The 25,189-nt window shown below is 69.9% G+C and carries 23 protein-coding genes; 8 read left to right on the top strand and 15 right to left on the bottom strand.

What is annotated here, in order from left to right:
• Positions 1 to 114: 114 nt before the first annotated feature.
• The 3 genes from IFR14_RS09225 to IFR14_RS09215 are packed head-to-tail and all read left to right on the top strand — an operon-like array spanning position 115 to position 5,382.
• Complete coding sequence (locus IFR14_RS09225) at positions 115 to 1,533, top strand: MFS transporter (RefSeq protein ID WP_191940875.1); 1,419 nt, start codon at positions 115 to 117, stop codon at positions 1,531 to 1,533.
• A gap of 37 nt (positions 1,534 to 1,570) precedes the next feature.
• Positions 1,571 to 3,724, top strand: coding sequence for a molybdopterin oxidoreductase family protein (locus IFR14_RS09220; protein ID WP_191940874.1), 2,154 nt, complete (start codon positions 1,571 to 1,573; stop codon positions 3,722 to 3,724).
• Entirely contained in the window at positions 3,721 to 5,382 is a 1,662-nt protein-coding gene (locus tag IFR14_RS09215) for an FAD-dependent oxidoreductase (RefSeq protein WP_191940873.1), read from the top strand. Before IFR14_RS09220 ends, IFR14_RS09215 begins: the two co-directional genes overlap by 4 nt.
• A 93-nt stretch (positions 5,383 to 5,475) precedes the next feature.
• Here the strand turns inward: IFR14_RS09215 and rimM are convergent, their stop codons facing one another.
• From rimM to rpsP, 3 genes are read right to left on the bottom strand one after another with little or no spacing between them, the layout of a single operon-like run.
• Positions 5,476 to 6,123, bottom strand: a complete 648-nt coding sequence (gene rimM, locus IFR14_RS09210; RefSeq protein WP_342365671.1) for a ribosome maturation factor RimM — start codon at positions 6,121 to 6,123, stop codon at positions 5,476 to 5,478.
• A complete protein-coding gene (locus IFR14_RS09205) occupies positions 6,124 to 6,375 on the bottom strand; it encodes an RNA-binding protein (protein WP_064296312.1) in 252 nt (83 codons plus the stop codon).
• Positions 6,376 to 6,377: 2 nt separating this feature from the next.
• A complete protein-coding gene (gene rpsP / locus IFR14_RS09200; protein ID WP_064296311.1) occupies positions 6,378 to 6,803 on the bottom strand; it encodes a 30S ribosomal protein S16 in 426 nt (141 codons plus the stop codon).
• A 251-nt stretch (positions 6,804 to 7,054) separates the two neighbouring features.
• Here rpsP and IFR14_RS09195 point away from each other — a divergent pair, with 251 nt between their 5' ends.
• Entirely contained in the window at positions 7,055 to 8,197 is a 1,143-nt protein-coding gene (locus IFR14_RS09195) for a glutamate--cysteine ligase (RefSeq protein WP_191940872.1), read from the top strand.
• 10 nt (positions 8,198 to 8,207) lie between these two features.
• Here the strand turns inward: IFR14_RS09195 and IFR14_RS09190 are convergent, their stop codons facing one another.
• Complete coding sequence (locus IFR14_RS09190; RefSeq protein ID WP_191940871.1) at positions 8,208 to 8,588, bottom strand: META domain-containing protein; 381 nt, start codon at positions 8,586 to 8,588, stop codon at positions 8,208 to 8,210.
• A 16-nt stretch (positions 8,589 to 8,604) separates the two neighbouring features.
• Complete coding sequence (ffh, locus tag IFR14_RS09185) at positions 8,605 to 10,158, bottom strand: signal recognition particle protein (protein ID WP_191940870.1); 1,554 nt, start codon at positions 10,156 to 10,158, stop codon at positions 8,605 to 8,607.
• 103 nt (positions 10,159 to 10,261) lie between these two features.
• Here ffh and lipB point away from each other — a divergent pair, with 103 nt between their 5' ends.
• Both lipB and lipA read left to right on the top strand, forming a co-directional pair.
• Positions 10,262 to 10,936 carry a lipoyl(octanoyl) transferase LipB gene (gene lipB / locus IFR14_RS09180; protein WP_191940869.1) on the top strand — a complete coding sequence of 225 codons (675 nt, stop codon included), beginning with the start codon at positions 10,262 to 10,264 and terminating at the stop codon, positions 10,934 to 10,936.
• Positions 10,933 to 11,949 (top strand): lipoyl synthase, encoded by a 1,017-nt coding sequence (gene lipA / locus IFR14_RS09175; RefSeq protein ID WP_064296306.1) that lies wholly within the window; start codon positions 10,933 to 10,935, stop codon positions 11,947 to 11,949. Before lipB ends, lipA begins: the two co-directional genes overlap by 4 nt.
• A 24-nt stretch (positions 11,950 to 11,973) precedes the next feature.
• On the opposite strand, the gene IFR14_RS09170 is transcribed toward lipA, so the two are convergent.
• Genes IFR14_RS09170 through IFR14_RS09160 form a run of 3 tightly spaced genes read right to left on the bottom strand, consistent with a single transcriptional unit; the run spans position 11,974 to position 17,078 of the window.
• Positions 11,974 to 12,474, bottom strand: a complete 501-nt coding sequence (locus tag IFR14_RS09170) for a DUF2004 domain-containing protein (RefSeq protein ID WP_079705645.1) — start codon at positions 12,472 to 12,474, stop codon at positions 11,974 to 11,976.
• On the bottom strand, positions 12,474 to 13,352 hold the full coding sequence (gene ftsY / locus IFR14_RS09165) for a signal recognition particle-docking protein FtsY (RefSeq protein WP_064296361.1): 879 nt from the start codon (positions 13,350 to 13,352) through the stop codon (positions 12,474 to 12,476). Before ftsY ends, IFR14_RS09170 begins: the two co-directional genes overlap by 1 nt.
• A gap of 54 nt (positions 13,353 to 13,406) precedes the next feature.
• Positions 13,407 to 17,078: an AAA family ATPase gene (locus IFR14_RS09160; RefSeq protein ID WP_191940868.1), complete on the bottom strand. Its 3,672-nt coding sequence runs from the start codon at positions 17,076 to 17,078 to the stop codon at positions 13,407 to 13,409.
• A 149-nt stretch (positions 17,079 to 17,227) separates the two neighbouring features.
• Here IFR14_RS09160 and IFR14_RS09155 point away from each other — a divergent pair, with 149 nt between their 5' ends.
• Positions 17,228 to 18,310, top strand: a complete 1,083-nt coding sequence (locus IFR14_RS09155; RefSeq protein ID WP_191940867.1) for a GNAT family N-acetyltransferase — start codon at positions 17,228 to 17,230, stop codon at positions 18,308 to 18,310.
• Between the two features lie 3 nt (positions 18,311 to 18,313).
• Here the strand turns inward: IFR14_RS09155 and mutM are convergent, their stop codons facing one another.
• The 6 genes from mutM to IFR14_RS09125 form a co-directional block, all read right to left on the bottom strand.
• A complete protein-coding gene (gene mutM / locus IFR14_RS09150) occupies positions 18,314 to 19,204 on the bottom strand; it encodes a bifunctional DNA-formamidopyrimidine glycosylase/DNA-(apurinic or apyrimidinic site) lyase (RefSeq protein WP_191940866.1) in 891 nt (296 codons plus the stop codon).
• Positions 19,188 to 19,865: a ribonuclease III gene (gene rnc / locus IFR14_RS09145; RefSeq protein ID WP_086473824.1), complete on the bottom strand. Its 678-nt coding sequence runs from the start codon at positions 19,863 to 19,865 to the stop codon at positions 19,188 to 19,190. Before rnc ends, mutM begins: the two co-directional genes overlap by 17 nt.
• Before the next feature lie 91 nt (positions 19,866 to 19,956).
• Positions 19,957 to 20,166: a 50S ribosomal protein L32 gene (rpmF, locus tag IFR14_RS09140; protein WP_056006932.1), complete on the bottom strand. Its 210-nt coding sequence runs from the start codon at positions 20,164 to 20,166 to the stop codon at positions 19,957 to 19,959.
• Between the two features lie 3 nt (positions 20,167 to 20,169).
• Positions 20,170 to 20,682: a YceD family protein gene (locus IFR14_RS09135; RefSeq protein ID WP_079706272.1), complete on the bottom strand. Its 513-nt coding sequence runs from the start codon at positions 20,680 to 20,682 to the stop codon at positions 20,170 to 20,172.
• Positions 20,683 to 20,793: 111 nt separating this feature from the next.
• Positions 20,794 to 21,276 (bottom strand): pantetheine-phosphate adenylyltransferase, encoded by a 483-nt coding sequence (gene coaD, locus IFR14_RS09130; RefSeq protein ID WP_064296302.1) that lies wholly within the window; start codon positions 21,274 to 21,276, stop codon positions 20,794 to 20,796.
• A 19-nt stretch (positions 21,277 to 21,295) separates the two neighbouring features.
• Positions 21,296 to 23,464 (bottom strand): ATP-dependent DNA helicase RecG, encoded by a 2,169-nt coding sequence (locus IFR14_RS09125; protein ID WP_191940865.1) that lies wholly within the window; start codon positions 23,462 to 23,464, stop codon positions 21,296 to 21,298.
• 71 nt (positions 23,465 to 23,535) lie between these two features.
• Here IFR14_RS09125 and rsmD point away from each other — a divergent pair, with 71 nt between their 5' ends.
• Complete coding sequence (rsmD, locus tag IFR14_RS09120) at positions 23,536 to 24,108, top strand: 16S rRNA (guanine(966)-N(2))-methyltransferase RsmD (RefSeq protein ID WP_191940864.1); 573 nt, start codon at positions 23,536 to 23,538, stop codon at positions 24,106 to 24,108.
• A gap of 64 nt (positions 24,109 to 24,172) precedes the next feature.
• Here the strand turns inward: rsmD and thiL are convergent, their stop codons facing one another.
• Entirely contained in the window at positions 24,173 to 25,189 is a 1,017-nt protein-coding gene (thiL, locus tag IFR14_RS09115) for a thiamine-phosphate kinase (protein ID WP_191940863.1), read from the bottom strand.

The following is a 25,189-nucleotide window of genomic DNA, read 5'->3' as shown; positions in this document are numbered from 1 at the left end:
GTGAGCAGGCGGTGATCCAGGTGTTACCTCGCGGGTGGGGCCCCGAAACACGTCGTCTGTAGCTTCGGAGACAGCACACGTCCCGTCCCGCTTCACCGAACGCTCGGAGCAGCCATGACCACGAACCTCGAAGCAGCCGACGCCCCACCGACCACGACGACACCGACCGTCACCCCGGTCGCCCTGACCCACCGTCCCGGTCGTTGGATCGACGGGTGGAACCCCGAGGACAGCGCGTTCTGGGACCGGGAGGGCCGCGGCATCGCCGGACGGAACCTCCGGTGGTCGATCTTCGCGGAGTTCCTCGGCTTCGTGGTCTGGCAGCTCTGGAGCATCGTCGTCGTCATGCTCCCGACGGCCGGGTTCTCGTTCTCCACGGCCGAGACCTTCTGGCTCATCTCGATGCCGAGCCTCGTCGGTGCGACCCTCAGGTTCCCGTACTCGTTCATGGTCCCGCGCTTCGGCGGGCGGAACTGGACGATCATCTCGGCGGGGCTGCTCCTCATCCCGTCCATCGCGCTCGCGCTGTGTGTGGGCAATCCGGACACCCCGTTCGGCGTCATGCTCGTCGTCGCCGGACTCGCCGGCTTCGGCGGCGGCAACTTCGCCAGCTCCATGTCGAACATCACCTACTTCTACCCGCAGCGGGAGAAGGGCTGGGCGCTCGGGCTGAACGCGGCGGGCGGCAACCTCGGGGCAGCGGTCGCGCAGTTCGTCGTCCCCATCGCCGTCACCGTCGGAGCCGCCGCGACCCTCAACCTGAGCCTCGCCGGATGGATCTGGGTCCCCTTCATCCTCCTCGCGATGTTCGGCGCCTACCGGTACATGGACAACCTGTCGTCAGCGAAGGCGGACCTCCGCGGATCCGCCGCCGCGCTCCGGGAACCGCACCTCTGGCTCCTCGCGCTCCTGTACATCGGCACCTTCGGCTCGTTCATCGGCTTCGCGAGTGTGTTCCCCAAGCTCATCGCTGATCAGTTCCCCGACTTCTCCTCCTTCGCCGTCGGTTCAGCATCGATCTCGCTCGCGTTCCTCGGAGCCCTGATCGGCTCGCTGGCACGACCCTTCGGTGGGCGTCTCGCCGACCGCTTCGGCGGGGCCGTCGTCACGATGAGCGCGTTCGCCGTCATGGCCCTGGGGGCGCTCGCGGTGCTGTGGACCCTGCCGCTGGCGAACTTCTGGCTGTTCCTCGGCTGCTTCCTGCTCCTGTTCGTCGCCGCCGGTGTCGGCAACGGCTCGACGTACCGCATGATCCCGAGCGTCTTCGCGGCGCGATCCGGCCTGCGCGATGCGCACCACCGCAGCGGCGACGTCGGGACGCAGCGCAAGGCCGCCGCCGCGCTCGGGCTCATCTCCGCGATCGGCGCTTACGGCGGCTTCGTGATCCCGCAGATCCTCGGGCTCTCGCACGGCGCGACCGGCAGCTACTCGGCCGCGTTCATCGGCTTCATCGGTGCATACGTCGTCCTGTTCGCCGTCACCTTCCTCGTCTACTTCCGCAAGAACGCGTCACTCGCCGGCCAGCGACTCTGAGTCGTCGCTCCACCCGCTCCTGATCGAAGGACAACGCATGCCTCGTCCCACCGCCCCGGTGACCGACACCCACTGCCCGTACTGCGCGTTGCAGTGCGCGATGTCCCTCACCCGGACCGCGGCGGTGGACGGGGTCGCACCGAGGCTCCCGGTCGACGTCGCCGGGCGGGACTTCCCGACGAACCGGGGCGGCCTCTGCAAGAAGGGGTGGACGTCGGCCGAGCTCCTCGCGCGGGGCGATCGCCTCACGACCCCTTTGGTGCGCGACGCCACCGGTGCGCTGGTCGAGACGAGCTGGGATGCGGCGCTCGACCTCGTCGCCTCGACCGTCCTCCGGATCCGCGACGAGCGCGGGGCGGACGCCATCGGGGTCTTCGGAGGCGGTGGCCTCACGAACGAGAAGGCCTACCAGCTGGGCAAGTTCGCCAGGATCGCGATCGGGACGAGCCGGATCGACTACAACGGTCGGTTCTGCATGTCGTCCGCCGCGGCAGCGGGCAACCGCGCGTTCGGGATCGACCGGGGGTTGCCGTTCCCACTGGAGGACCTCGACGACGCGTCGACCATCCTGCTCCTCGGCTCCAACGTCGCGGAGACGATGCCCCCGTTCATCAGTCATCTCGTCGGTGCTCAGGCCGCCGGTGGCCTCATCGTGGTCGACCCGCGCCGCTCGGCCACCGCGCGACTCACCGAGACCGGTCGTGGACTCCACGTGCAGCCCGCGCCCGGGACCGATCTGGTCCTGCTCCTGGGGCTCACGCACATCGTCCTCGCCGAAGGGCTCGCCGACGAGGCCTACCTGGCCGAGCGCACGACCGGGCTGGACGGCCTGCGCCGCAGCGTGAGCGCGTGGTGGCCGGAACGCGTCCAATCCGTGACCGGTGTGCCGGCGGCGGTCCTCCGCGACGTGGCTCGTCGGCTCGCAGCCTCGGACGGCACCTACATCCTCACCGGTCGCGGCGTCGAGCAGCATGTCGACGGCACCGACACGGCCACCGCCGCCATCAACCTCGCACTCGTGCTCGGACTACCGGGTCGGACGGGATCGGGCTACGGCACGCTCACCGGCCAGGGCAACGGCCAGGGCGGCCGCGAACACGGTCAGAAATGCGACCAACTGCCCGGGTACCGCAAGATCACCGATCCGGAAGCCCGCCGTCACGTCGCCGAGGTGTGGGGTGTGCCAGTCGAATCGATCCCCGGTCCCGGGCTGCCGGCCGTCGCCCTCCTGAACCGACTCGGTGAACCGGACGGTGTGCACGCGCTCCTGGTCCACGGCTCGAACGTCGTCGTATCCGCTCCGAACGTGCAGACGGTCCGGGACGGACTCCGCCGCCTCGAGCTGCTCGTCGTCTGCGACTTCTTCCTGTCGGAGACCGCCGCGCTCGCGGACGTCGTCCTCCCGACGACGCAGTGGGCGGAGGAGGATGGCACCATGACCTCGCTGGAGGGGCGTGTGATCCGCCGCCGGCGGGCGCTCGATGCCCCGGTCGGCGTCCGCAGCGAGCTCTGGATCATGCACGAACTCGCCCGTCGTCTCGATGCTCCGGGCCGATTCGAGCTGGACCCGTCGATCGTGTTCGACGAGTTGGCGGCCGCATCCGCCGGAGGCCTCGCCGACTACTCGGGACTGAGCCACGCCCTGCTCGACACCGGGCTCGCCGCGCACTGGCCGTTCCCCGTCGGCAGCGGCGGCACGCCCCGGCTGTTCACGGAACGGTTCGCACACGACGACGGTCTCGCCCGCATCGTCCCGGTCCGCCCCGCGAAGGTCTCGGAGTCACCGGAGACCGGGGAGGAACTCACCCTGACGACCGGACGCCTCCTCGAGCACTACCAGTCGGGCACCCAGACCCGCCGCGTCCCCGAGCTCGACGACGCCCGTCCCGAGGTCTTCGTCCAGGTCCACCCCGCGACGGCGGCACGACTCGGGATCGTCGAGGGCGGACTGGTCGAGGTCTCGAACCACCGGGGCACGCTGACGGTCCGAGCCCGTGTCGACGGCGACATCCGTCACGACACCGTCTTCCTGCCGTTCCATTACCCGGGCGACGCGTCGGCGAACCTCCTGACGCAGGACGCGGTCGATCCGATCTCCGGGATGCCGGACTTCAAGCGCGCGGTGGTGCGGCTGCGCCCGGCCGCTGACGCACCGCTGCCGGAAGCCACAGGGACCGGAGCCCTCCGATGAGTCCGCGACCAGGTCGGCCACTCCGCATCGTCGTGGTCGGATTCGGCCCGGTCGGTGCGCGATTCGCCGAGGAGGTCGCGCCCGGCGTGCGGGACGGCTCGCTCCAGGTGACCGTGGTCGGGCAGGAGCCGGTCGACGCGTACAACCGGGTGCTGGTCGCCGATCACGCGGTCGGCTCGACCGGACTCGCCGACATGACGCTCGTCAGTGCCGAGGACCTCGCCCGGGACGGTGTCCGTGTCCTGCGCGGCACGACCGCGATGCAGATCGATCGAGAGACGTGGACCGTCGAACTCGACACCGGGGAGACGCTCCCCTACGACCGCCTCGTCCTGGCGACGGGTGCGCGCGCGAACGTTCCGACACTCGACGGCGTCGATCGACGGAAGCGGGACCTCCCGGCGCTCGAGAAGTACGGACGGTCGTTGCTGCTGTCCGACCACGACCTCCCCCGCGGCGTCTGCACCCTGCGTGACCTCGCGGACGCCGACGCCGTCGCCGAGGTCGTCCGATCGGGCGGCCGGATCGTCGTCCTGGGTGCCGGCGTCCTGGGACTGGAGCTCGCGCTCTCCGCCGCGCGCGCCGGCGCCGACGTGGTCGTCGTCCACCACGGCCCCACCCCGATGCCGCGGAACCTCGACCGCGGCGGCGGCTCCGTGCTCGCCGCGGCGCTGCGGGCAGCAGGAGTGGAGGTCATCGCGCACAGCCGCGCCGAGGCGGTCGGTCATCGGGACGACCCCGCGGGCGGGAGGCACTTCGACGCGCTGATCACCGCTGACGGGAAACGGATCACCGGCGATCTGCTCGTCCTGTCGTGCGGGGTGAGCGCACGCTCCGATCTGGCGATCCTCGCCGGGGTCCGTGTCGGCTCCGGCGTGCTCGTCGGTGAAGACCTCAGCAGCTGGTCGGACGAACGGATCTTCGCCATCGGCGACTGCGCGCACGTGCTGGCGCCGACACCGGACCTGCGCCGCGAGCGCATCGTCCCCGGCGGCCCGTCGGGGCTCATCGGCCCAGGATGGCGGCAGGCCGAGTGGCTCGCCGCTCGTTTCCTGCTCGAGGCCGCGGCCGGCGGACCACCGCTCGAGCTGGGTCCGCCACCGGTCGAGCGGCCGAGCACCGTCGCACTCAAGGCCGAGCGGGTCGACGTCGTCGCGGTCGGCGACGTCCAGGCCGAGCCCTGGGACGTCGAGCCGACCACCGCTGACGCGTGCAGCGTGCATCCGGCCGCTCCGCGCAGCGTCTCGGTGTGGGCGGACCCCGACCACGGCCGCTACGTCAAGATGATCACCCGCGCCGGGGTCCTGACCGCCTTCGTCTGCGTCGGTATGCCGCGCACTGCGGCCGAGCTGACGCTCCTGTACGACGGGGGCGGTGAACTGCCGGCGGATCGCTCGGTCCTCCTCCGGCTCGACGGGCCGGACGCGATCGGTGGTGCCTCCGCCGAGGCGTTCGCCCCCTCGACGACCGTCTGTACGTGCAACGGCGTGACGGTCGGCAGGATCATGGATGCCGCGCAATCGGGCAGTACCACGGTCGCCTGCATTGGCAAGGCAACCCGCGCCGGTACCGGCTGCGGTGGGTGCACCGGCCGGATCGCCGCGGTCCTCGAGCGGGTCGCGGACGGTGATCGTCAGAGCGAGCCGGTACCGGCGTGATCTGCCGGAGACGACGACGGAGGCGCCGGTTGCACGCAACCGACGCCTCCGTCGTGGGTGTTCCGAGCCGGGAGAACCGACTCGGAACGGGATCTACTGCTCCGGCTGCGATGCTCCGGTGTCATCCTGAGCCTCGTCGGAGGCCTCGGATTCGACTGGGCCGGCCGTCGTCGTCTCGGGGGCTTCGTCGGCCTCCGGGAGTTCCTCGAACAAACCGGTGGGCGGCGTGACCGTGACGATCCTGGCAGCGATGTCGACCGTGGGGACGATCGCCTTCACGAACGGGACCATGACCTCGCCGTCGCCGGTCTTCACGATCAGGAGGTCCTGAGCCGGGAAGTGGTCGACGCGGGCGACGGTACCGACGGCGACGCCATCGCGGTGCACGGCCAACCCGACGAGCTGGTGGTCGTACCAGGCATCGTCGTCGACCGGCAGCTCGGTGGAGTCCTGCTCGACCCAGAGGATCGCCTTCACCAGGGTCTCCGCCTCACTGCGATCGGAGATGCCGATGAAGAAGGCGACCGGCTGGCTGTTGTACCAGCGCAGTTCGATGAGCTCGAGCGTCTTGCCGCGCCACTTCGATCCTGCGGGGACCTGGAGCGTGAACGTCGCGCCCGGGGTGAACCGGTGCTCCGGCTCATCCGTGTAGAGCTCGACCTTCAGTGCGCCCTTCAGGCCATGGGCTTTCGTGAGCCGACCGACCCGCAACTGGGTCTTCGGCTCCGTCTCGTCCGCCACCTACGCGCTGGCGCCGGAGGCGTCCGTGTCGACCACGTCGACTCGGACCCGCCGACCGTCTGCCAGCGCTGCCACGAGGGTGCGCAGGGCTTTGGCCGTCCGGCCGGCACGACCGATGACCCGGCCGAGGTCCTCGGGGTTCACACGAACCTCGAGGACCTCGCCACGGGCGGAGTTCTGTGCCGTGACGCGAACGTCATCCGGGTGATCGACGATCCCCTTGACGAGATGTTCGAGCGCGGGAGCGAGCAAGACTACGCCTGCTCTGCTTCAGCGGCGTCGGCAGCGGGCGCCTCGGCCTCGGCCGGAGCAGCCTTGGCCGCGGGGGCCTCAGCCTTCGGCTTGAGGACGGGCTTCTTCTTCTCGTCGGCGACGAAGGCGGCCTTCGGCTCCTTGACGCGGACGGTGCTCACGGCGTCCTTGTCGCCCTTGAACTTGCCCCAGTCACCGGTGAGCTTGAGGAGTGCTGCGACCTGCTCGGTCGGCTGGGCGCCGACGCTGAGCCAGTACTGCGCACGCTCGGAGTCGACCTCGATGAACGAGGGCTCCTCGGTGGGGTGGTACTTGCCGATCTCCTCGATGACACGACCGTCGCGCTTCGTGCGCGAGTCTGCGACGACGATGCGGTAGTACGGCGCACGGATCTTGCCGAGACGCTTGAGACGGATTTTGACAGCCACGATTCTCCTGAATGATGTGATGTTTGATGTGCTCGCTGCCGAAAGGTGGGGCCACACGCTCGACGCGAAAACTGTGGTTGCTGCGGGCGTCGGATAGAGGGTCGAACTCCGCGCAGACTCAACTCTCTATTCTGCCAGACATCGGGCGATCTGGGTAATCCGAGGACACCGATACCGGATGACCCCTCCACCCCGTGTGAAGATGGGCTGGCGCGCGGCATCCGGCCGCGCCCTGCGGGAGGTCGACGCCAATGCCCATCGAGTTCGCCAGATCCGAGCGTTCGACCGTCGGCCTCGAATGGGAGGTCGCCCTGGTCGACCGCGACACCGGCGATCTCGTCGGCGTAGCGGACACCGTCCTGTCGGAACTCCGCCCGAGCGACGGTTCCGATCATCCGCAGATCACCAACGAGCTGCTGCTCAACACCGTCGAACTCGTCTCGGGCGTGCACCACACGGTCCCCGAGGCGATCGCGGACCTCGAAGGCCAGCTGGCCGAGGTGCGGGCGATCACGGATCCGATGGGCGTCGAACTCATCTGCAGCGGTTCGCACCCGTTCGGCCAGTGGTACGACCAGCAGGTCACCGACAAGCCCCGCTACCACAAGCTCATCGACCGCACCCAGTGGTGGGGTCGCAACATGATGATCTGGGGCGTGCACGCGCACGTCGGCGTCGAGACGGTCGACAAGGTCCTCCCGATCATGAACGGGCTGCTGACCTATCTGCCCCACCTCCAGGCGCTATCGGCATCCAGCCCCTACTGGGGCGGGGTCGACACCGGGTACGCGTCGAACCGCGCGCTCATGTTCCAGCAGCTCCCGACGGCGGGCCTCCCCTACCAGCTCTCCGACTGGGAGCAGTTCGAGGCCTACGTCGACGACATGACGGTGACCGGCATCATCGAGGACCACACCGAGGTCCGCTGGGACGTGCGACCGTCGCCGCAGTGGGGCACGGTGGAGATGCGTGCGTGCGACGGAGCGTCGACCGTCGCCGAGTTCGGGGCCCTCGCCTCGCTCATCCACTGCCTCACCGAGCACCTGTCCGACCGTCTCGACGCCGGAGAGCGCCTGCAGACCCTGCAGCCGTGGTACGTCCGCGAGAACAAGTGGCGCGCAGCCCGGTACGGCCTGGACGCCGAGATCATCCTCGACTCCTCGGGCCACGAGCGCCTCGTGACCGACGACCTGCACGACCTGCTCGACACCCTCGCGCCGGTCGCCCGTCGGCTCGGCTGTGCGGACGAACTGGCGAGCATCGCCAAGATCATCGAGCACGGCGCGAGCTACCAGCGGCAGCTCGCCGTCGCCCAGGCGAACGGCGGCAGCCTGCAGGCGGTCGTGAGCTCGCTCGCGAAGGAGCTGCGACACGGGGTCCAACCCTCCGCCTGACGAGGCGGTGTCACTCCGCGCGGTCGAGCCTCCCGATCCGCGTGCCGGCGTCGTCGGTCACGGTCAGGCGGCCGCCGTCGTCCGAGAGCGTCGCCTGTGCGATCCCCCGCAGCCAGGTGTCGACGCCCGGGCACGCCATCAGGGTGCTCGCGACGTCGGAGACGACGACCGCGTCGTCCTTGGCGCGCCAGGAGCCGGAAAGGCTGTTGCAGCCGTCCGAACCACTCACGCGACCGTCGTCGGTGAACACCAGGTGCGGGTCGGCGGCGCCGGTCCCCTCACCCCAGGTGCCCAGGACGCGTTCGCCCGGAGACGGAGCGGAGCACCCGGCGAGCATGCCCGCGGCCAGCACGACTGCGACGACCGAGGCCGCCGCCCTCAGCGCGCGCATACCGCCTCCGCTCGACTCAGCGACCCAGGAACTTCTGCAGCTCGGCGAGCTCCGCCTCGGTCGGGGCCGCTGATCCCGACGACGAACCGCCGCCGAGGCCGAATCCAGCGCCAGTGGCGGCAGCCTCCGTCTCGACGGCGCCGGCGTTCTCCGCCGCGCGCTTGGCCGGGTTGCCTGAGCGGGAGCCCTTCTTCTTGGCCTGCGGCTTCGGTCGGTTCGTCCGTGCACCGGGGACCGGGCCCATCCCGGGGATATTCGGCACGCCACCCTTGGCGACGGTCTTCATCATCTTGGCCGCCTGCTCGAAGCGGTTGACGAGGGCGTTGACCTCGGTGACGGTCATGCCGGAACCCTTGGCGATACGCAGGCGACGGGATCCGTTGAGGATCTTCGGGTTCGTGCGCTCGGCCGTGGTCATCGACTGGATGATGGCCTCGGTGCGGACGATCTCGCGTTCGTCGAAGTTCTGGAGCTGCTCCTTCATCTGCCCCATGCCGGGGAGCATGCCCATCATCTTCTTGATGGAGCCCATGCCGCGCAGCTGCTGCATCTGCTTGAGGAAGTCGTCGAGCGTGAAGGAGTCGGTCGCGAACTTCTCCGCGACCTTGCGCGCCTCCTCCTCGTCGAAGTTCTGCTGCGCCTGCTCGATGAGGGTGAGGATGTCACCGAGGTCGAGGATCCGGCTCGCCATGCGGTCGGGGTGGAACGGCTCGAAGTCGTCGAGACCCTCACCAGTCGACGCGAACATGATGGGGCGTCCGGTGACGGAGGCGATGGAGAGTGCCGCACCACCGCGGGCGTCGCCGTCGAGCTTCGAGAGCACCACGCCGGTGAAGTCGACGCCGTCGAGGAAGGCCTTGGCCGTCGCGACCGCGTCCTGACCGATCATCGCGTCGATGACGAAGAGGACCTCGTCGGGATCGACCGCCTTGCGGATGTTCGACGCCTGCTTCATGAGCTCGGCGTCGACGCCGAGTCGTCCGGCGGTGTCGACGATGACGGTGTCGTAAAGCTTCTGCTCGGCGAACCGCACGCCGTCGCGGGCGACCTTGACCGGGTCGCCGACCCCGTTGCCGGGCTCGGGAGCGTAGACGGGGACGCCCGCCTGCTCTCCGACGACCTGGAGCTGGTTGACGGCGTTGGGGCGCTGGAGGTCGGACGCGACGAGGAGCGGCGTGTGACCGTCCTTCTTGAGCCACTTGGCGAGCTTGCCCGCGAGTGTCGTCTTTCCGGCACCCTGGAGGCCGGCGAGCATGATGACGGTCGGCGGCTTCTTCGCGAACTCGAGACGGCGCTGCTGTCCGCCGAGGATCGTGACGAGCTCGTCGTTGACGATCTGGACGACCTGCTGCGCCGGGTTGAGGGCCTTGCTCACCTCGTCGCCGAGGGCGCGCTCGCGTACGCGACCCGTGAAGTCCTTGACGACGTCGAGTGCGACGTCCGCGTCGAGGAGGGCGCGACGGATCTCGCGGACGGTGCCGTCGACATCGGCCGCGGAGAGCTTGCCCTTGGTGCGGAGGTTCTTGAACGTATCCGCGAGGCGGTCAGAGAGTGTGCCGAACGTTGCCATGATCCCTCCAGTTTAGGGCAGACCGCGGCGCGAGCCGGTCGAACGTCGCCATGGTCCGAAGATGAGTATTTGGACGCCGTCCAACAATGCTATCGTGGCGGCCATGACACAGCTCCTCATCGCCGGGCTCGCGCCCGCGTTCGTCCCGTACCGCGAGGGTTGGGCGCTGCAGCGTCGAGTCCATGAGGCGGTCGTCAGCGGTGAGAGGCCCGAGCACCTCATCCTGTGCGAACACGAGCCCGTGTACACGGCGGGCAAGCTGACCCGGCCGCACGAACGTCCCGACGACGGCACACCGGTCGTCGAGGTCGACCGCGGTGGCCGCATCACCTGGCACGGACCCGGACAGCTCACCGGCTACCCGATCGTCCGCCTCCCGGAGCCGGTCGACGTCGTCGCCCACGTCCGCCTGCTCGAGGAGGTCATGCTGCAGACGATCACCGAGCTCGGCGTCATCGGCCGCCGCATCGACGGACGGTCGGGTGTCTGGGTCGACCCCGTCGCCGGCGGACCTGCCGCGAAGATCGGCGCCGTCGGTGTCCGGGTGCAAGCGGGGGTCACGCTGCACGGCTTCGCGCTCAACTGCGACAACTCCCTCGAGCCCTTCGGCCACATCGTCGCGTGCGGCATCGCCGATGCCGGGGTCACCACGATCAGCGCCGAGCTCGGTCGACGGGTCACGCCCAGCGACGTCGCGGGGCGCGTCTCCGAGATCTTCGAAGCACTCCGGCCCGGCTGGACGGCCGCGTCCGTGACCACGATCGGAGCGGCCGCGTGAGCGGCTGCGGCGCACCGGCACCCGCTCCCGCGGCGGACACCGGCGGACGGAAGCTCCTGCGACTCGAGGTCCGGAACGCCCAGACCCCCATCGAGCGGAAGCCCGACTGGATCAAGACCCGCGCGACGATGGGACCCGAGTACCGACAGCTCCAGGCGCTCGTGCAGGAGGAGGGCCTCCACACGGTCTGCCAGGAAGCCGGCTGCCCGAACATCTTCGAGTGCTGGGAGGACCGCGAGGCGACCTTCCTCATCGGCGGGTCGCAGTGCACGAGGCGCTGCGACTTCTGCCAGATCGACACCGGCAAGCCGGCCGACTACGACCGCGACGAGCCACGGCGGGTGGCCGACTCGGTGCAGCGGATGCGCCTGCGCTACGCGACCGTCACCGGTGTGGCGCGCGACGACCTCCCCGACGAGGGGGCGTGGCTGCACGCCGAGACCGTCCGGCGCATCCACGAGACGAACCCGGGGACGGGCGTCGAGATCCTCGCGACGGACTTCTCCGGCAACCCCGACCTCCTCGGCGAGGTGTTCGCCTCCCGGCCGGAGGTCTTCGCACACAACGTCGAGACGGTCCCGCGCATCTTCAAGCGGATCAGGCCCGCCTTCCGTTACGAGCGCTCCCTCGACGTCCTGACCCAGGCGCGTGCCGCCGGCCTCATCACGAAGTCCAACCTCATCCTCGGGATGGGCGAGGACCGGAGCGAGATCAGTCAGGCGCTCGAGGATCTGCACGAGGCCGGCACGGACATCATCACCGTCACCCAGTACCTCCGGCCGACGCCTCGACACCTCCCCGTGGACCGCTGGGTCAAGCCGCAGGAGTTCCTGGAGATCAAGGAGGAGGCCGAGGAGATCGGGTTCCTCGGTGTGCTCGCGGGACCGCTCGTCAGATCGTCCTACCGTGCCGGACGCCTCTGGGCGCAGTCGATGACGGCAAAGGGCCGCGAGGTCCCCGAGGGACTGCAGCACCTCGCAGACGCCTCACTCGGTTTCGCCCAGGCAGTCTGAGGCCGACGCCTCGACCTGCCGGGCTCAGTCCTCGCTCGTGACCCCGGTGACCTCGCCGTCGGAGGTGTACGCGACCATGAGCACGCCGTCGAGCTGGTCCGCGTCGAGCGAGTACTCGAAGATCGCGAACGCCTCGTCGCCGTTGTGCTGATGCGGCGCGAACCCGACGCTCAGCAGCGTCATCGACCGGATGACGTCGACGTCGCGGTCTCCGGACTCGTCGACCAGGACGTCCGGCAGGGACTCCCCCAGCTCCTCGACGGCTTGGATGATGTACTCGGTCACCTCGGAGGTGCGGTCGTCGACCTCGCTCAGCATCGCCTCACGCGAGCGCAGGTCGAAGCCCTCCAGGGCGAGGATCATCGCGGCCGCCAGGTCGAGAGCATCGGCCGGGATGTCGTCCTCGTCGGGGGCGCTCAACGAGATGGAGACGGACTGCTCCCCGACGTCGATGTTGTCGGACCAGTAGACGCCACCACCAGGCTCGGTCGCGATGATGCCGAAGTAGTCGTGTTCGATCGCCATCAGCTGCCCACCAGATTCTGTGCGAAGACGTGCGGCGTGAAGCCGGTGAGGTCGCCGATGCCCTCACCCTGGCCGACGAGCTTGATCGGGATGCCGGTCTTCTCCTGCACGGCGAGGACGAACCCGCCCTTCGCGGAGCCGTCGAGCTTCGTCAGGACGAGTCCGGTCACCCCGGCGTGCTCGATGAACGCCTGCGCCTGCGACAGACCGTTCTGACCGGTCGTCGCGTCGAGCACGAGGAGGACCTCGGCGATGGGCGCCTGCTTCTCGACGACGCGACGGATCTTGGACAGCTCGTCCATGAGCCCGCCCTTCGTCTGCAGCCGACCGGCGGTGTCGATGATGACGATCTCGGTGCCGGTCTGCTTGGCGTACTCGATCGTCTGGAAAGCGACGGACGCCGGGTCCTGCCCCTGCTGCTGGGGGCGGACGATCTGTGCGCCCGCACGCTCGGCCCAGGTCGCCAGCTGCTCCACGGCAGCGGCGCGGAAGGTGTCCGCTGCCCCCACGACGACGGTGCGGTCGTAGTTGCGGAGGAACTTCGCGAACTTGCCGATGGTGGTCGTCTTGCCGACCCCGTTGACGCCGACGACGAGGACGACCGCCGGACGCTCGCTGAGCTTCAGCGTCGTGTCGAACTTCGACAGCCGCTCCTCGACCTCCTCGCGCAGCATGCGCTGGAGGTCGCGCGGGTCGGTGGTCCGGTAGCGGTCGACGGAGGCGTGCAGGCCCGTGACGATCGACTCGGTGACGTCGGGACCGAAGTCGGCGCCGATGAGCGCGTCCTCGAGGTCCTCCCAGGTGGTCTCGTCGATCGTCGGACGTTGGAACATGCCTTTGAGGGCACCGGAGAGTGACCAGGGTGTGCGTGCAGCCATGGTCTCAGCGTAGCCGTCGGCGACGCGGTCCCGTCGCGAGGGGACGAGACCGGATCAGCTCGCGCGTTCCGCAACCACGCGCTGACCGACGACGGCCGACACCCCGTCCTGGCGCATCGAGACGCCGTAGAGGGCGTCGGCGATCTCCATGGTGCGCTTCTGGTGCGTGATGACGATGAGCTGACTCGTCTGACGGAGGTCCTCGAAGATGGTGAGGAGCCGCCCGAGGTTCGCGTCGTCGAGGGCCGCCTCCACCTCGTCCATGATGTAGAACGGGCTCGGTCGGGCTTTGAAGATGGCGATGAGGAGGGCGACCGCGGCGAGCGAGCGCTCCCCGCCCGACAGGAGCGACAGGCGCTCGATCTTCTTGCCGGCGGGCTTGACCGACACCTCGATGCCCGTGGTGAGCATGTGCTCGGGGTCGGTGAGCGAGATGCTGCCCGTGCCGCCGGGGAACAGGATCGGGAACACCTCGGTGAAGGCGGCTTCGGTGTCGGCGAACGCCGAGGCGAAGACGACCTCCATCTTCCCGTCGATGTCCTCGATGATCGACAGCAGGTCGGCGCGGGTGCTGGTGAGGTCGGCGAGCTGTTCGGTGAGGAAGCGGTGGCGCTGTTCGAGTGCCGCGAACTCCTCGAGCGCGAGCGGGTTGACCCGTCCGAGTTGGGCGTAAGTGCGCTCCGCTGCTGCCAGACGCTTCTGCTGCTCGGCGCGGACGTAGGGCGTCGTCGGCACGTCGTCCGACTCCTCGGTGGGTTCCTCCTCCGGCTCGGCGTCCGGCGTCGCGGGTCCGTCGGCAAGTGCCTCGGGCGCCTCGTCCGAGTCGGGCGTCGTCGTCTCGGGCGAGACCTCCGGACCGGTGTCGTCGGCCGTTCGCACAGCCGAGCGGGCGGTCGCGCGGGGTGTCGGAGGGTCGACGGGCACCGGAACCTCGGGCCCGTACTCGGCGACGAGAACGTCCTCGACGAGTCCCAGCTCCGACCCGGCGCGCTCGAGCAGACCGGACAAGTGGAGCTTCTTCTCGTAGATCTGGAGTTCGAGGCCGTGGACGCTCTCGGTGACGACCTGCAGCCGCTGCCGGAGCGTGTGCTCCTCGCCGCGCAGTCGCACGAGCTCGGCGTTCCGGCTGGACCGCGTCGCCTCGGCTGCCGCGAGCGCGACGCGGGCCTCGGTGACCGACCGGTCGACCGAGTCGAGGACGGGCGGGAGCGCCTCCGTCACGGCGGTGGCGGCCGCGGCCTGGCGCGCACGGATGACGGCACGCCGAGCCGCTTCCTCAGCTGCCGCCTGGTCGGCCTGCCGCTGCCGCTCGAGGTTCGCGACCGCGAGCTCCTCCGCCCGCACGCGTTCGCGCGCGGTCTCGAGGAGGAGGCGGTGCTGCACTTCGGCCTCGCGCGCCGCGTCCAATTCGGCGGAGAGCCCGTCGCGTGCCGACACGTCGAGGAGCGGTCGTGGACGCGCGCGAGCGGTGTCGTGGTCCAGCTTGGCCCGCTCCACGGCGGCAGCGGCGTCGGCGACGGCCGCCTCCGCCGTCCCGGCAGCTGCGAGGAGGCGGTCGTGTTCGGCCTGCGCGGATTCGTACCGGACCGTGACCCGGTTCACGCGCTCGGCCTGTGAGGCACGGTTGGCGTCGAACTCGCGGAGGGCGCTGAGCGCCGCCTGCGCGGTCTGCTTCGCCTCCTGCAGGATCGTGCGCTGCTCGGCCAGGGCGAAGCGCGCCCGTTCGATGAGCGACTCGACCTCACCGTGTCGATCGGCGGCAGCATCGCGCTCGGCCAGCAGCTCGATGCGACTCTGCGCTCCGCCGCTCCCCCCGCGGACGATGCTGTCCGTTACCACTGCGCCGTCGCGGGTCACGAGGGTGAACGCGCTGAGCGACGAGCCGAGTCGGTCGTACGCCGCGATCGCGTCGTCGAGCGAGTCGACGACGAGGACCGAGGCGAGGATCCCCAGCACGCCCGGAGGGGCATCCACCAGCTCGGCAGCCGAGGTGAACCCGGCGGGCACGTCCGGGACGTCTCGCGCACCGTCGGCGATGACGATCTCGACCCGGCCGAGCTCCTGGTCGGCCGCGTGATCGAGCGCCCGACGGGCAGCGTGCCGGTCGACGGCGACGGCGGCCTCCGCGAGCGTGCCGAGCGCTGCGGCCACAGCCGACTCGTGGCCGGGTCGGACCTGCACCCGGTCCGCGACGATCCCGTCGATCCCGTCGAGACCGCTCGCAGCGAGCTCGGCCGAGCCGGTCTTGAGGTCGAGGGCGCGCGAGAGTGCACTGGTCTTGGCGCCGAGCGAATCGCGTTCACGTTCGAGGGTGTGGAGCTGCTCGCGCAGGCCCTCGATCTCCCCTTCGGCCTCCGCTGCGCCGCGCTGGGCCGCCTCGTAGGCGTCGTCGAGTCCGGAGTCGGCGGCGTCCGCCAGGGTCGGGTCGTCCTCGAGCGCTTCATACTCCAGCCGCGCGGCGTCCAGACGGAGGGCAGCGGCGTCGATCGCGTTCTGCTGGCGCAACGCCTCGCCACGGACCGCGGCGAGTTTGGACCCGGCGGCGTCGACGGCACCCGCGAGCTTGGAGAGCTCCAGGTCGTGTCGTGACACGAGCGCGCTCTGCGCTGCGATCTCGACGTCCACCGCGTCGAGTGCGGCGCGCTTCGCGCGGGTGTCCGCCTGCGCCTCCTGCAACGCGCGCTCCGCGTCGGCGACCGCCACCCGCAGTCCGTCGATCTCCGCGGTCGCGTCGGCGACCATCTGCTTCGTGATCCGGGGTTCGGCGGCCGTCGCGTCCGTCGAAGAGCCGAGGAGTGCGAGCCGCTGATTGGCGAGCGTGTACAGGTTCCGGAGGCGCTCCTGCACGCTCTCGAGCTCGAAGGTGATCCGGCGGGCGTCGTCGACCGCGTCGCCGAGTTGTGCCTGCTCGATCCGGTTGATCCGCAGTTCCGCCTGTTCCAGCTGCTCCTGGAGGACGAGGCGCTCGCTGTGGCGCTCACTCTCCGAGCGGTTGTGCTCGTCGAGGGAACGCCGGAGGCCCACGACGTCGTCCGCGAGGATCCGAGCGCGGGCGTCGCGGACGACCGCGGCGATCGTCTGCGCCTCCCGGGCGATCTCCGCCTGACGACCGAGCGGCTTCAGCTGCCGGCGGATCTCGCCGGCGAGGTCGCTCAACCGCGTGAGGTTGGTCTGCATCGCCTCGAGCTTCCGGAGCGTCTTCTCCTTGCGTCGGCGGTGCTTCAGGATGCCGGCCGCCTCCTCGATGAAGCCGCGTCGCTCCTCGGGCGTCGCCCGCAGCACCGCGTCGAGCTGCCCCTGTCCGACGATGACGTGCATCTCGCGGCCCAGACCGGAGTCGCTCAGGAGCTCCTGGACGTCGAGCAACCGGCACGTGTCGCCGTTGATGGCGTACTCGCTCCCGCCGTTGCGGAACAGGGTGCGGCTGATCGTCACCTCGGTGTACTCGATGGGCAGTGCGCCGTCGCTGTTGTCGATGGTGAGCGTGACCTCGGCTCGACCGAGCGGTCCCCTGGTCGACGTGCCGGCGAAGATGACGTCCTCCATCTTGCCGCCGCGGAGGGTCTTCGCCCCCTGCTCGCCCATCACCCAGGCGAGCGCGTCGACGACGTTCGACTTGCCGGAGCCGTTGGGACCCACGACGCAGGTGACGCCCTGCTCGAACGCGAAGGTGGTGGGGTGCGCGAAGGACTTGAACCCTTTGAGCGTCAGGCTCTTCAGGTACACGCGCACCTCCTCTCCCGCGTCGCGGATGCTGTGCACTACGGTAGCGAATCCGCGGACGGACGAGGGACACCACGCTGTGCCGGCCCGCCGGGGCGGTCGTACCATGGACCGCATCACCCAGGACGGTCTGGTGTGGGAGGGAGGCGACGATGCGCGTCACGATCGACGAGGTGGAGATCCCGGCGTCCGGGAGCTCAGCCGTGTTCGAAGCGGTCCAGGAGGTCGCGAACACGCTCGAAGCGGAGATCTGGTCCACCGACGACTTCGCCCTGACCTCCGCCATGACCCTTCCCGAGTACCGCGACCAGCGGTTTCAGCGACGCGTCCTGCTCGCCGCCGTCCTCGACGGCCGTGTGGTCGGTCGCGGCTGGCTCGGGTATGGCACCGAGGCCGACGCGGTGACGGCCTCCCTGGACGTCGGTGTCCTCCCCGAGGCGCGTCGTCGTGGGATCGGCACAGCGCTCCTGTCGGAGTTGGAGCGACGGGCCCTCGCGGCCGGCCGCCCGACGGTGACCGCCTTCACCCAGCACGCCGTCGACGACATCCCGGCCGGCGAACCGCTCCTCGGTGCGAGCGTCGGCGAACAGGCGATCCCCGCGAACGCCGCGGCCAGCCGGTTCATGCTCGATCGTGGATACGCCCTCGCGCAGGTCGAGCGGACCAACCGCTGCGACCTCGCCACGACGCTCGGGGAGCTGCCGGACATCGTCGCTGCGTCGACCGCCCGAGCCGGGCACGAGTACCGCCTCGTGCACTGGTTGGATCGCACCCCCGACGAGCTGCTCGGCTCGCTCGCGACGGCCCGCGAACACATGGCGACGGACATCCCGGCCGCCGATCTGGAGCTCGACCCCGAGGTCTGGACGCCCGAGCGGGTCCGCGCCCGCGAGGACCAGCTGGCGGCGTCTGGCGACCACGCGATCGTCGTCGCCGCCGTCCACCGCGACAGCGGCACGGTCGCCGGGTACAGCGAGCTCGTCCTCGGCGAGGGCAAGGAACACGCGGAGCAGTGGGACACGCTCGTGCTCGCCGACCACCGGGGACACGGCCTCGGACTCTGGATGAAGGCGGCGAACCTCCTCGCACTCGCCGATCAGGCACCCGATCGGTCCCGGATCTACACCTGGAACGCCGACGAGAACGCGCACATGCTCGCGATCAACGACCGACTCGGTTTCCGCATCGTCGGCTACTCCGGAGAGTGGCAGCGCCGACTCCCCCGCAGCGACTGATCGTCAGGTGCGGCGCTGGCACACGGGACAGCGGTGCGAGCCCCGGTTCATGAACTGCTCGCGGACGATGAGCGTGCCGCAGCGCGCGCACGGTTTGCCCTGCCGGCCGTAGGCGTTCAGGCTGTGGGCGAAGTACCCCGCCTGACCGTTGACGTTCACGTACTGGGCGTCGAAGCTCGTCCCGCCCTCGGCGAGGGCCTTGGCGAGCACGGAGCGGACCTCTTCGAGCAGCCGGCCGGCGCGTCCGAGCCCGAGACGGGCGGTCTCCTGCTCGGGGTGGATGCGCGCCGCCCAGAGCGACTCGTCCGCGTAGATGTTGCCGATCCCGCTGACCAGGGTCTGATCGAGGAGCGCCCGCTTCACACCGGTGCGTTTCTCGCGCAGTCGTCGGAGGAAGACGGCGTCGTCGAAGGCCGGGTCCATCGGGTCGCGGGCGATGTGAGCGACCTGGTCGGGCACCATCGCGACCTCGTCGCCGAACCCACCTGCGGCTCCGTCCGTCGTCGGGACGAGCGCGGTCACTGCCATGGAGCCGAAGATCCGCTGGTCCACGAAGTGCAGCCAGAGCTCGCCGTGCTCGGGATGCTCCAACTGCAAGCGGATGCGCAGGAGTCGGTCGGCGTCATCGCCAGGTGACCGGAGCAGCATCTGCCCGCTCATGCCCAGGTGACCGACGATCGCCTCATCGTCGTCGAGAGGGAACCAGAGGAACTTCCCGCGTCGGACGGCCGATCGGATGGTCCGCCCCGTCAGCCGTGCGGTGAAGTCGGCGACACCACTCGCGTGGCGGCGCAGGGAGCGTTCGTCGAAGACCTCGACGCCGGCGATCGTCGCCCCGCTGACGGCGGGCTCCAAGCCGGCGCGGACGACCTCGACCTCAGGGAGTTCCGGCACTGATCCTCGACCAGGCTTCCAGGGCCGCGGCCATCTCGGCGTGCTTCTTGCTCGTGCCGGAGCCCGTCGCCGTGACGGCGGTGCCCACGGTGACCGTCGCGACGAACCGTCGGTTGTGGTCGGGGCCGGAGCTGGCGATCTCGTAGACGGGCGCCGGCGCACCGATGGCCGCGGCGGCCTCCTGGAGGCTCGTCTTCGGGTCCATCGCCGCACCGAACCGCTCAGGGTTCTCGAGCAGGGGGTTCACCAGCCGCAGGACGAGTGCCGTCGCCGCGTCGGGACCGGCCGACAGATACGTCGCGCCGATGACCGCCTCCATCGTGTCGGCCAGGATGGACGCCTTGTCGCGGCCACCGGTCTGGTCCTCGCCCTTGCCGAGCTTGATCCGCTCGCCCAGACCGATCGAGCGTGCGACCTCAGCGAGCGCGATCGTCGAGACGAGGCTCGCACGTCGCTTCGCCAGCTGCCCTTCGTCGAGGTGCGGGAAGTCGCGATAGAGCATGACGGTGACGGCCTGCCCGAGGATCGAGTCGCCGAGGAACTCGAGGCGCTCGTTGTGCGGGAGTCCACCGTGCTCGTACGCGTACGAGCGGTGCGTCAGCGCCAGGTCGAGCAGCTCGTACGAGACGTCGACACCCAGTTGCCGTGCGAAAACGACCACACCGGGATCGGTCTCCGATACGGAGCCGATTCCGGTGTGGTCGGAATGATTCGTGTTCACGCTGTTCGAACGCGGACGTTCAACGCGCGGATCAGACGTCTGCGACCTTGCGGCCCTTGTACTCGAGGTACAGGGCGGTGCCCTGCGAGTCCTCGACGACCTTGGCGCGGTGCGGCAGGCTGTACGTGACGCGGCCGTTCTCCACCGTCTTCACGAGCGTCGGCACGGCGGCCTTCCACTGCGAGCGACGCGAGCGGGTGTTCGAGCGCGAGACCTTCCGCTTCGGGGGGTTTCCAGCCATGATCTATCTCTCTTCTGTGTCTGCAGCGGCGCGCTGGGCGCTACTGGCGTCTGTGTCAAGTACGGAGTCTGAGGACAAGCCCGCGAGCGCAGACCAGCGAGGATCTGCGACGTCGTGAGGGTGTCGTTCCGGACGTTCGGCCAGCCGCTCACCGGTCTCGGGGTCGAGTCCGGGGCAATCCGGCTGGCACACCGGCTGAAACGGCAATGCGAGAACTACCGCATCTCTGACCAGAGGTTCAAGATCCACGTGGTCGTCGTGAACCTCGAAGTCAGACGCTTCCGAATTAGGATACGCGAAAAGTTCCTGAATCTCGACTTCGACAGGCAGTTCGATGTCGCGGAGGCAGCGTCCGCACTCGCCGGTCGCCAGTGCGTCGACGTCGACGGTCACGAGGATCCCCTCGTGAACGGATTCGAGACGCACCTGCTCGGAGAGCGTCGTGCCCTCCTGGACGGCGACCAGACCCTCGCCCCAGCGCTCGGCGAGCACCACCTCGAGGTCGTGCTCGCGCATCTCCCCGGGACGGTTCACCAGATCGCGCACGTTGACGCTGAACGGCGAATTGTTCGTTCTCTTCCTAGTCACGATCGACGATTCTACGCCGAACCCGACCGGGAGGACGCCCTAGCCCTCCTGGAGGAAGGTCGCCACCACCTGCGGGACGTACGGGCTGACATCGCCACCGAGCGCGGCCACCTGCCGGACGAGTGAACTGGAGACGTGCGCGTGTGCCGGATCAGGCAGGAGGAAGACCGTCTCCACGCCGGCGAGGCTGCGGTTCATGATGGCCATGGGCGTCTCGTACGCGACGTCGACCTGCGAGCGGATGCCCTTCACGAGTACGCTCGCGCCGACGTCCGTGCAGTAGTCGACGAGCAGGCCGACGTTCCACTGTGCGACGACGATGTTGTCGGGCAACCCGCCGTCGGCGATGGAGCGCTCGAGCAAGGACACCCGCTGCGGCATCGGCAGTAGCGCGGACTTGTCGGGATTGTGCACGACCAGCACGTGCAGTTCGTCGAAGATGCGCGCCGCCCGCTCGATGACATCCAGGTGACCGAGGGTGACTGGGTCGAACGATCCGGGGACGACGGCGATCCGCTTCATGCCGCCAGCCTATCGGTGCTCAGTTCTTGGCGAGCGCGGCGCGATCGGATTCGTCGAGGCGCCGGCGGAGCGCTTCGGCCAGCACCGGGTGGTCGGCGAGGTCGGGATCGGTGTCGAGGAGCTCGGCGGCATCCGCCCGCGCCTCGATGATGACCTCGCTGTCGTGCACGACCCGGAGCAGCTTGAGCGAGGACCGCCCGCCCGACTGCATGCTGCCGAGGACGTCGCCCTCGCGCCGCAGTTCGAGGTCGACCTGCGCGAGGTCGAAGCCGTCGAGCGTCGCGGCCACCGCGTCGACGCGCTCGCGTGCGGTGCTCTCCGCCTCCGCCGCGGTGACGAGCAGACACAGACCCGGGACGCCGCCTCGGCCGACGCGTCCGCGGAGCTGGTGGAGCTGCGACACCCCGAAGCGCTCCGCGTCGAGCACGACCATCGTCGAGGCGTTGGGGACGTCGACGCCCACCTCGATGACCGTCGTCGCCACGAGCACGTCGATCTCACCGGCCGCGAAGGTCCGCATCGTCCGGTCCTTCTCCTCCGCGCTCATCCGGCCGTGGAGGACGTCGATGCGTCGGGAGGCGAGCAGCGGGTGGGTACGCAGCTGCTCCACCGTGGTGAGCACGGACGCGATCGGGCGCGCCGGGTCGGCGTCCTCCTCGAGTTCCTCACCGGGCTCGACCTCCTTGGCGTCGATCGCCGGGCACACCACGAACCCCTGCCGCCCCTGCGCGAGTTCCTCGGCGAGGCGCTCCCAGACGCGGGAGATCCACCGCGGGTGATCGGCCAGGGCGACCACGAAGCTCTCGATCCCCTGCCGCCCGCGTGGCAGCTCCTTGATGATGCTGACGTCGAGGTCGCCGAAGACGGTCATGGCCACGGTCCGTGGGATCGGCGTCGCGGTCAGTACGAGGACGTGCGGCGGTGTGCGTCCCTTCTGACGGAGCTGGTCGCGCTGCTCCACGCCGAAGCGGTGCTGTTCGTCGACGACGACCATCCCCAGATCAGCGAAGGTCACGGCGTCACCCAGCAGCGCGTGCGTCCCGATCACGATCCGGGCCTGGCCTGCGACGATCCGCAGCAGCGCCCGTTTGCGATCGGAGGTCGGCAGCTGGCCGGTGAGCAGCGTCGGCATGAGCTCGGCCGAGAGGTCGGGCCCGAGCGAACGGACGATCGACCGCAGGTGCTGCGCCGCGAGGACCTCGGTGGGCGCCAGTAGCACCGACTGTCCCCCGCTGTCGGCGACGGCCGCCATGGCCCGGAGGGCGACGAGCGTCTTGCCCGAACCGACCTCGCCCTGGACGAGCCGGTTCATCGGATTGGGCTGCGCGAGGTCGGCCGCGATCTCCGTGCCGACCGTCTGCTGGTCGCCGGTCAGCTCGAACGGGAGCGCGGCATCGAGGCGCTCGAGGTAGCCGCCGGCTTTCGGCACGCGGGGTTCGGCCGCCAGGGCACGGGTGGCCGCGCGCTGCTGGAGCAGGGCCGTCTGCAGGAGGTACGCCTCCTGGTACCGCAGACTGCGCCGGCCACGCTGCCAGTCGCGGTCGACCGCCGGGCGGTGCACCGCCCGGATGGCGGCGTCGAAGGAGAGCTCACCCCTCGCGGCACGGACCGACCGCGGGACCGGGTCCTCTTGCGGCGGCAACGCGTCGAGGACCAGTTCCACGGACTGCCTGAGGTTCCAGCTCGTGATCGTGCTCGTCGCCGGGTAGATCGGGATGGGCGCCTCCGACCACGCCTTCGCCTGGGCGTCCGCGAGCGCCGGTGCCTCGGCGTCGTCGGGGAAGAGCTGGTACTGCGGATGTGCGAGCTGGTAGCTGCCGCGGTAATCACCGACCTTGCCGGCGAAGATGCCGCGGAGTCCGGGCCGGAGTTCGTTCGCCCGCCACTTCTGGTTGAAGAACGTGAGGTTCAGGCGGCCCTGGCCATCGGAGATGACCACCTCGAGGATGGAGCCCTTGCGCTGCTTCATCTCCCGGTCGCGGACCTCGACCACGTCGGCGACGATCGTGACGTCCTCCCCGAGTGGCAACTGGCCGATGGCCGTCAGTTCACCCCGACGCGCGTAACGGCGTGGATAGTGCTCGAGGAGGTCGCCGACGGTCTCGACACCGAACGCCTTCTGCAACGCCGTCGCCGTGCGACCGCCGAGGACGCCACCGAGCTTCGTGCCCAGCTCGATCCCCGTCATGCCGTCGATTCTATTCGGCACCTCGGACACCGCGGTTCGCCCGGCTCCGCGCGGCCTGCGAGGATGGGACCATGGCCGGCATCAGGATCATCTCGGGTTTCGCCGGATCACGCACGATCCGGGTCCCGGGCAGCGGGACACGACCGACGAGCGATCGCGTCCGCGAGGCGCTCTTCTCCGCGCTGGAGGCCCGCGACGTGATCGCCGGCGCCGAGGTGCTCGACCTGTACGCAGGCTCGGGGTCGCTGGGGCTCGAGTGCGCCAGCCGGGGTGCCGCCGTGGTCACCCTCGTCGACCGGGGGTCGGAGGCCGCGAAGCTGTGTCGGGACAACGCGAGGATCGTGACCTCGGCAGCGCCTCGCGGCGCGGCACCACGCATCACGGTGCACGCCAAGTCGGTCGCCGCCTATCTGTCCGCGGCGACGGTCCCGTCCGACCTCGTCTTCATCGATCCCCCGTACGACCTCCCCGAGGCGGAGCTCACGGCCAACCTCGCCGCGCTCGTCGGTCTGGTAACCGACGACGGGCTCGTGCTCGTCGAGCGGAGCTCCCGCTCGCCCGAACCGACCCTTCCCGCCGCGCTCGAGGTCCTGCGGAAGAGCACCTACGGCGAGACCGTCGTCTGGTGGATCACGCCGGTCTGAGTCACCGCGTCACCGTCACCGCGTCACCGCACGGTCCTCGCGCCACAACGGCCGGGAACACCGCTCAACCGGACGCGTCGTCCCAGTCGCGGTAGGGGTCCCAACCGGCGCGACCGTCGTAGGCCACACCGTCGACGAGGACCCCGGCACCGGTCCGGGCCGTGCCGATGGTCCGGAAGCCGGCGGGGATCGTGGTGGCGGCCGGGAACGTCGCCAGGAGGGAGTGGTCCTCGCCACCGGCGAGGGCGAGCGCCACATCGGCACCCAGGTCCTCGGCCCGCAGGTCGATCGCGACCCCACTCGCCCGCGCGAGGCGACCGGCATCGAGCGCGAGCCCGTCCGACAGGTCGAGCATCGCCGTGGCACCGGCGACGGCGGCGACGACCCCGGCAGCGATCGGTGGCCGTGGCGCGAGTTGTGCCTCCACCTCGACCGGGTGATCGCGTCGTAGGACGGATGCTGCCTCGGCCGAAGGCACGCCGTCGGTGTCGACCCCACGCGAGAAGAGGAGTCGCAGACCTGCCGCAGCCGAGCCCAATTCCCCCGCGACCGCGACCACGTCGCCGGGTCGCGCTCCGTCACGTCGGACGGGGGCACGACCCTCCAGGTCGCCGAACGCCGTCACCGCGATCATGAAGACGTCGGACACGGCCAGATCGCCGCCGACGACACCGCAGCCGGGCGCGAGCTCGGCACAGGCGTCGCGCAGTCCTTCTGCGAACCCGTCGAGCACGGCGACCGGCAGGTGCTTGGGCATGGCGAGTGCGACGACGAGTGCCGTCGGACGCGCCCCCATCGCCGCGACGTCCGCCAGGTTGCTGGCCGCAGCCTTCCACCCCAGGTCGTGGGCGCTCGACCACGCCAGCCGGAAGTCCGGCCCATGGATCATCGTGTCCGTCGTGACGACGAACCGACCGTCCGGCGCCAGGACGACCGCGGCATCGTCACCCGGCCCGAGGAGTTCGGCGTCGGCGTGCGGCAGGCGAGGGAAGATGCGCTCGAGCAGCTCCCCCTCGGCGAGGTCCCCGACACAGGGCCCGACCGTTCCGTGATCGTCGGACGCGCTCCCAGACTCGTTCAT

It is taken from the genome of Plantibacter sp. CFBP 8775 (assembly GCF_014839505.1).
GTDB classification, from domain to species: domain Bacteria; phylum Actinomycetota; class Actinomycetes; order Actinomycetales; family Microbacteriaceae; genus Plantibacter; species Plantibacter auratus.
This window is presented reverse-complemented; position numbering and strand designations above follow the sequence as displayed.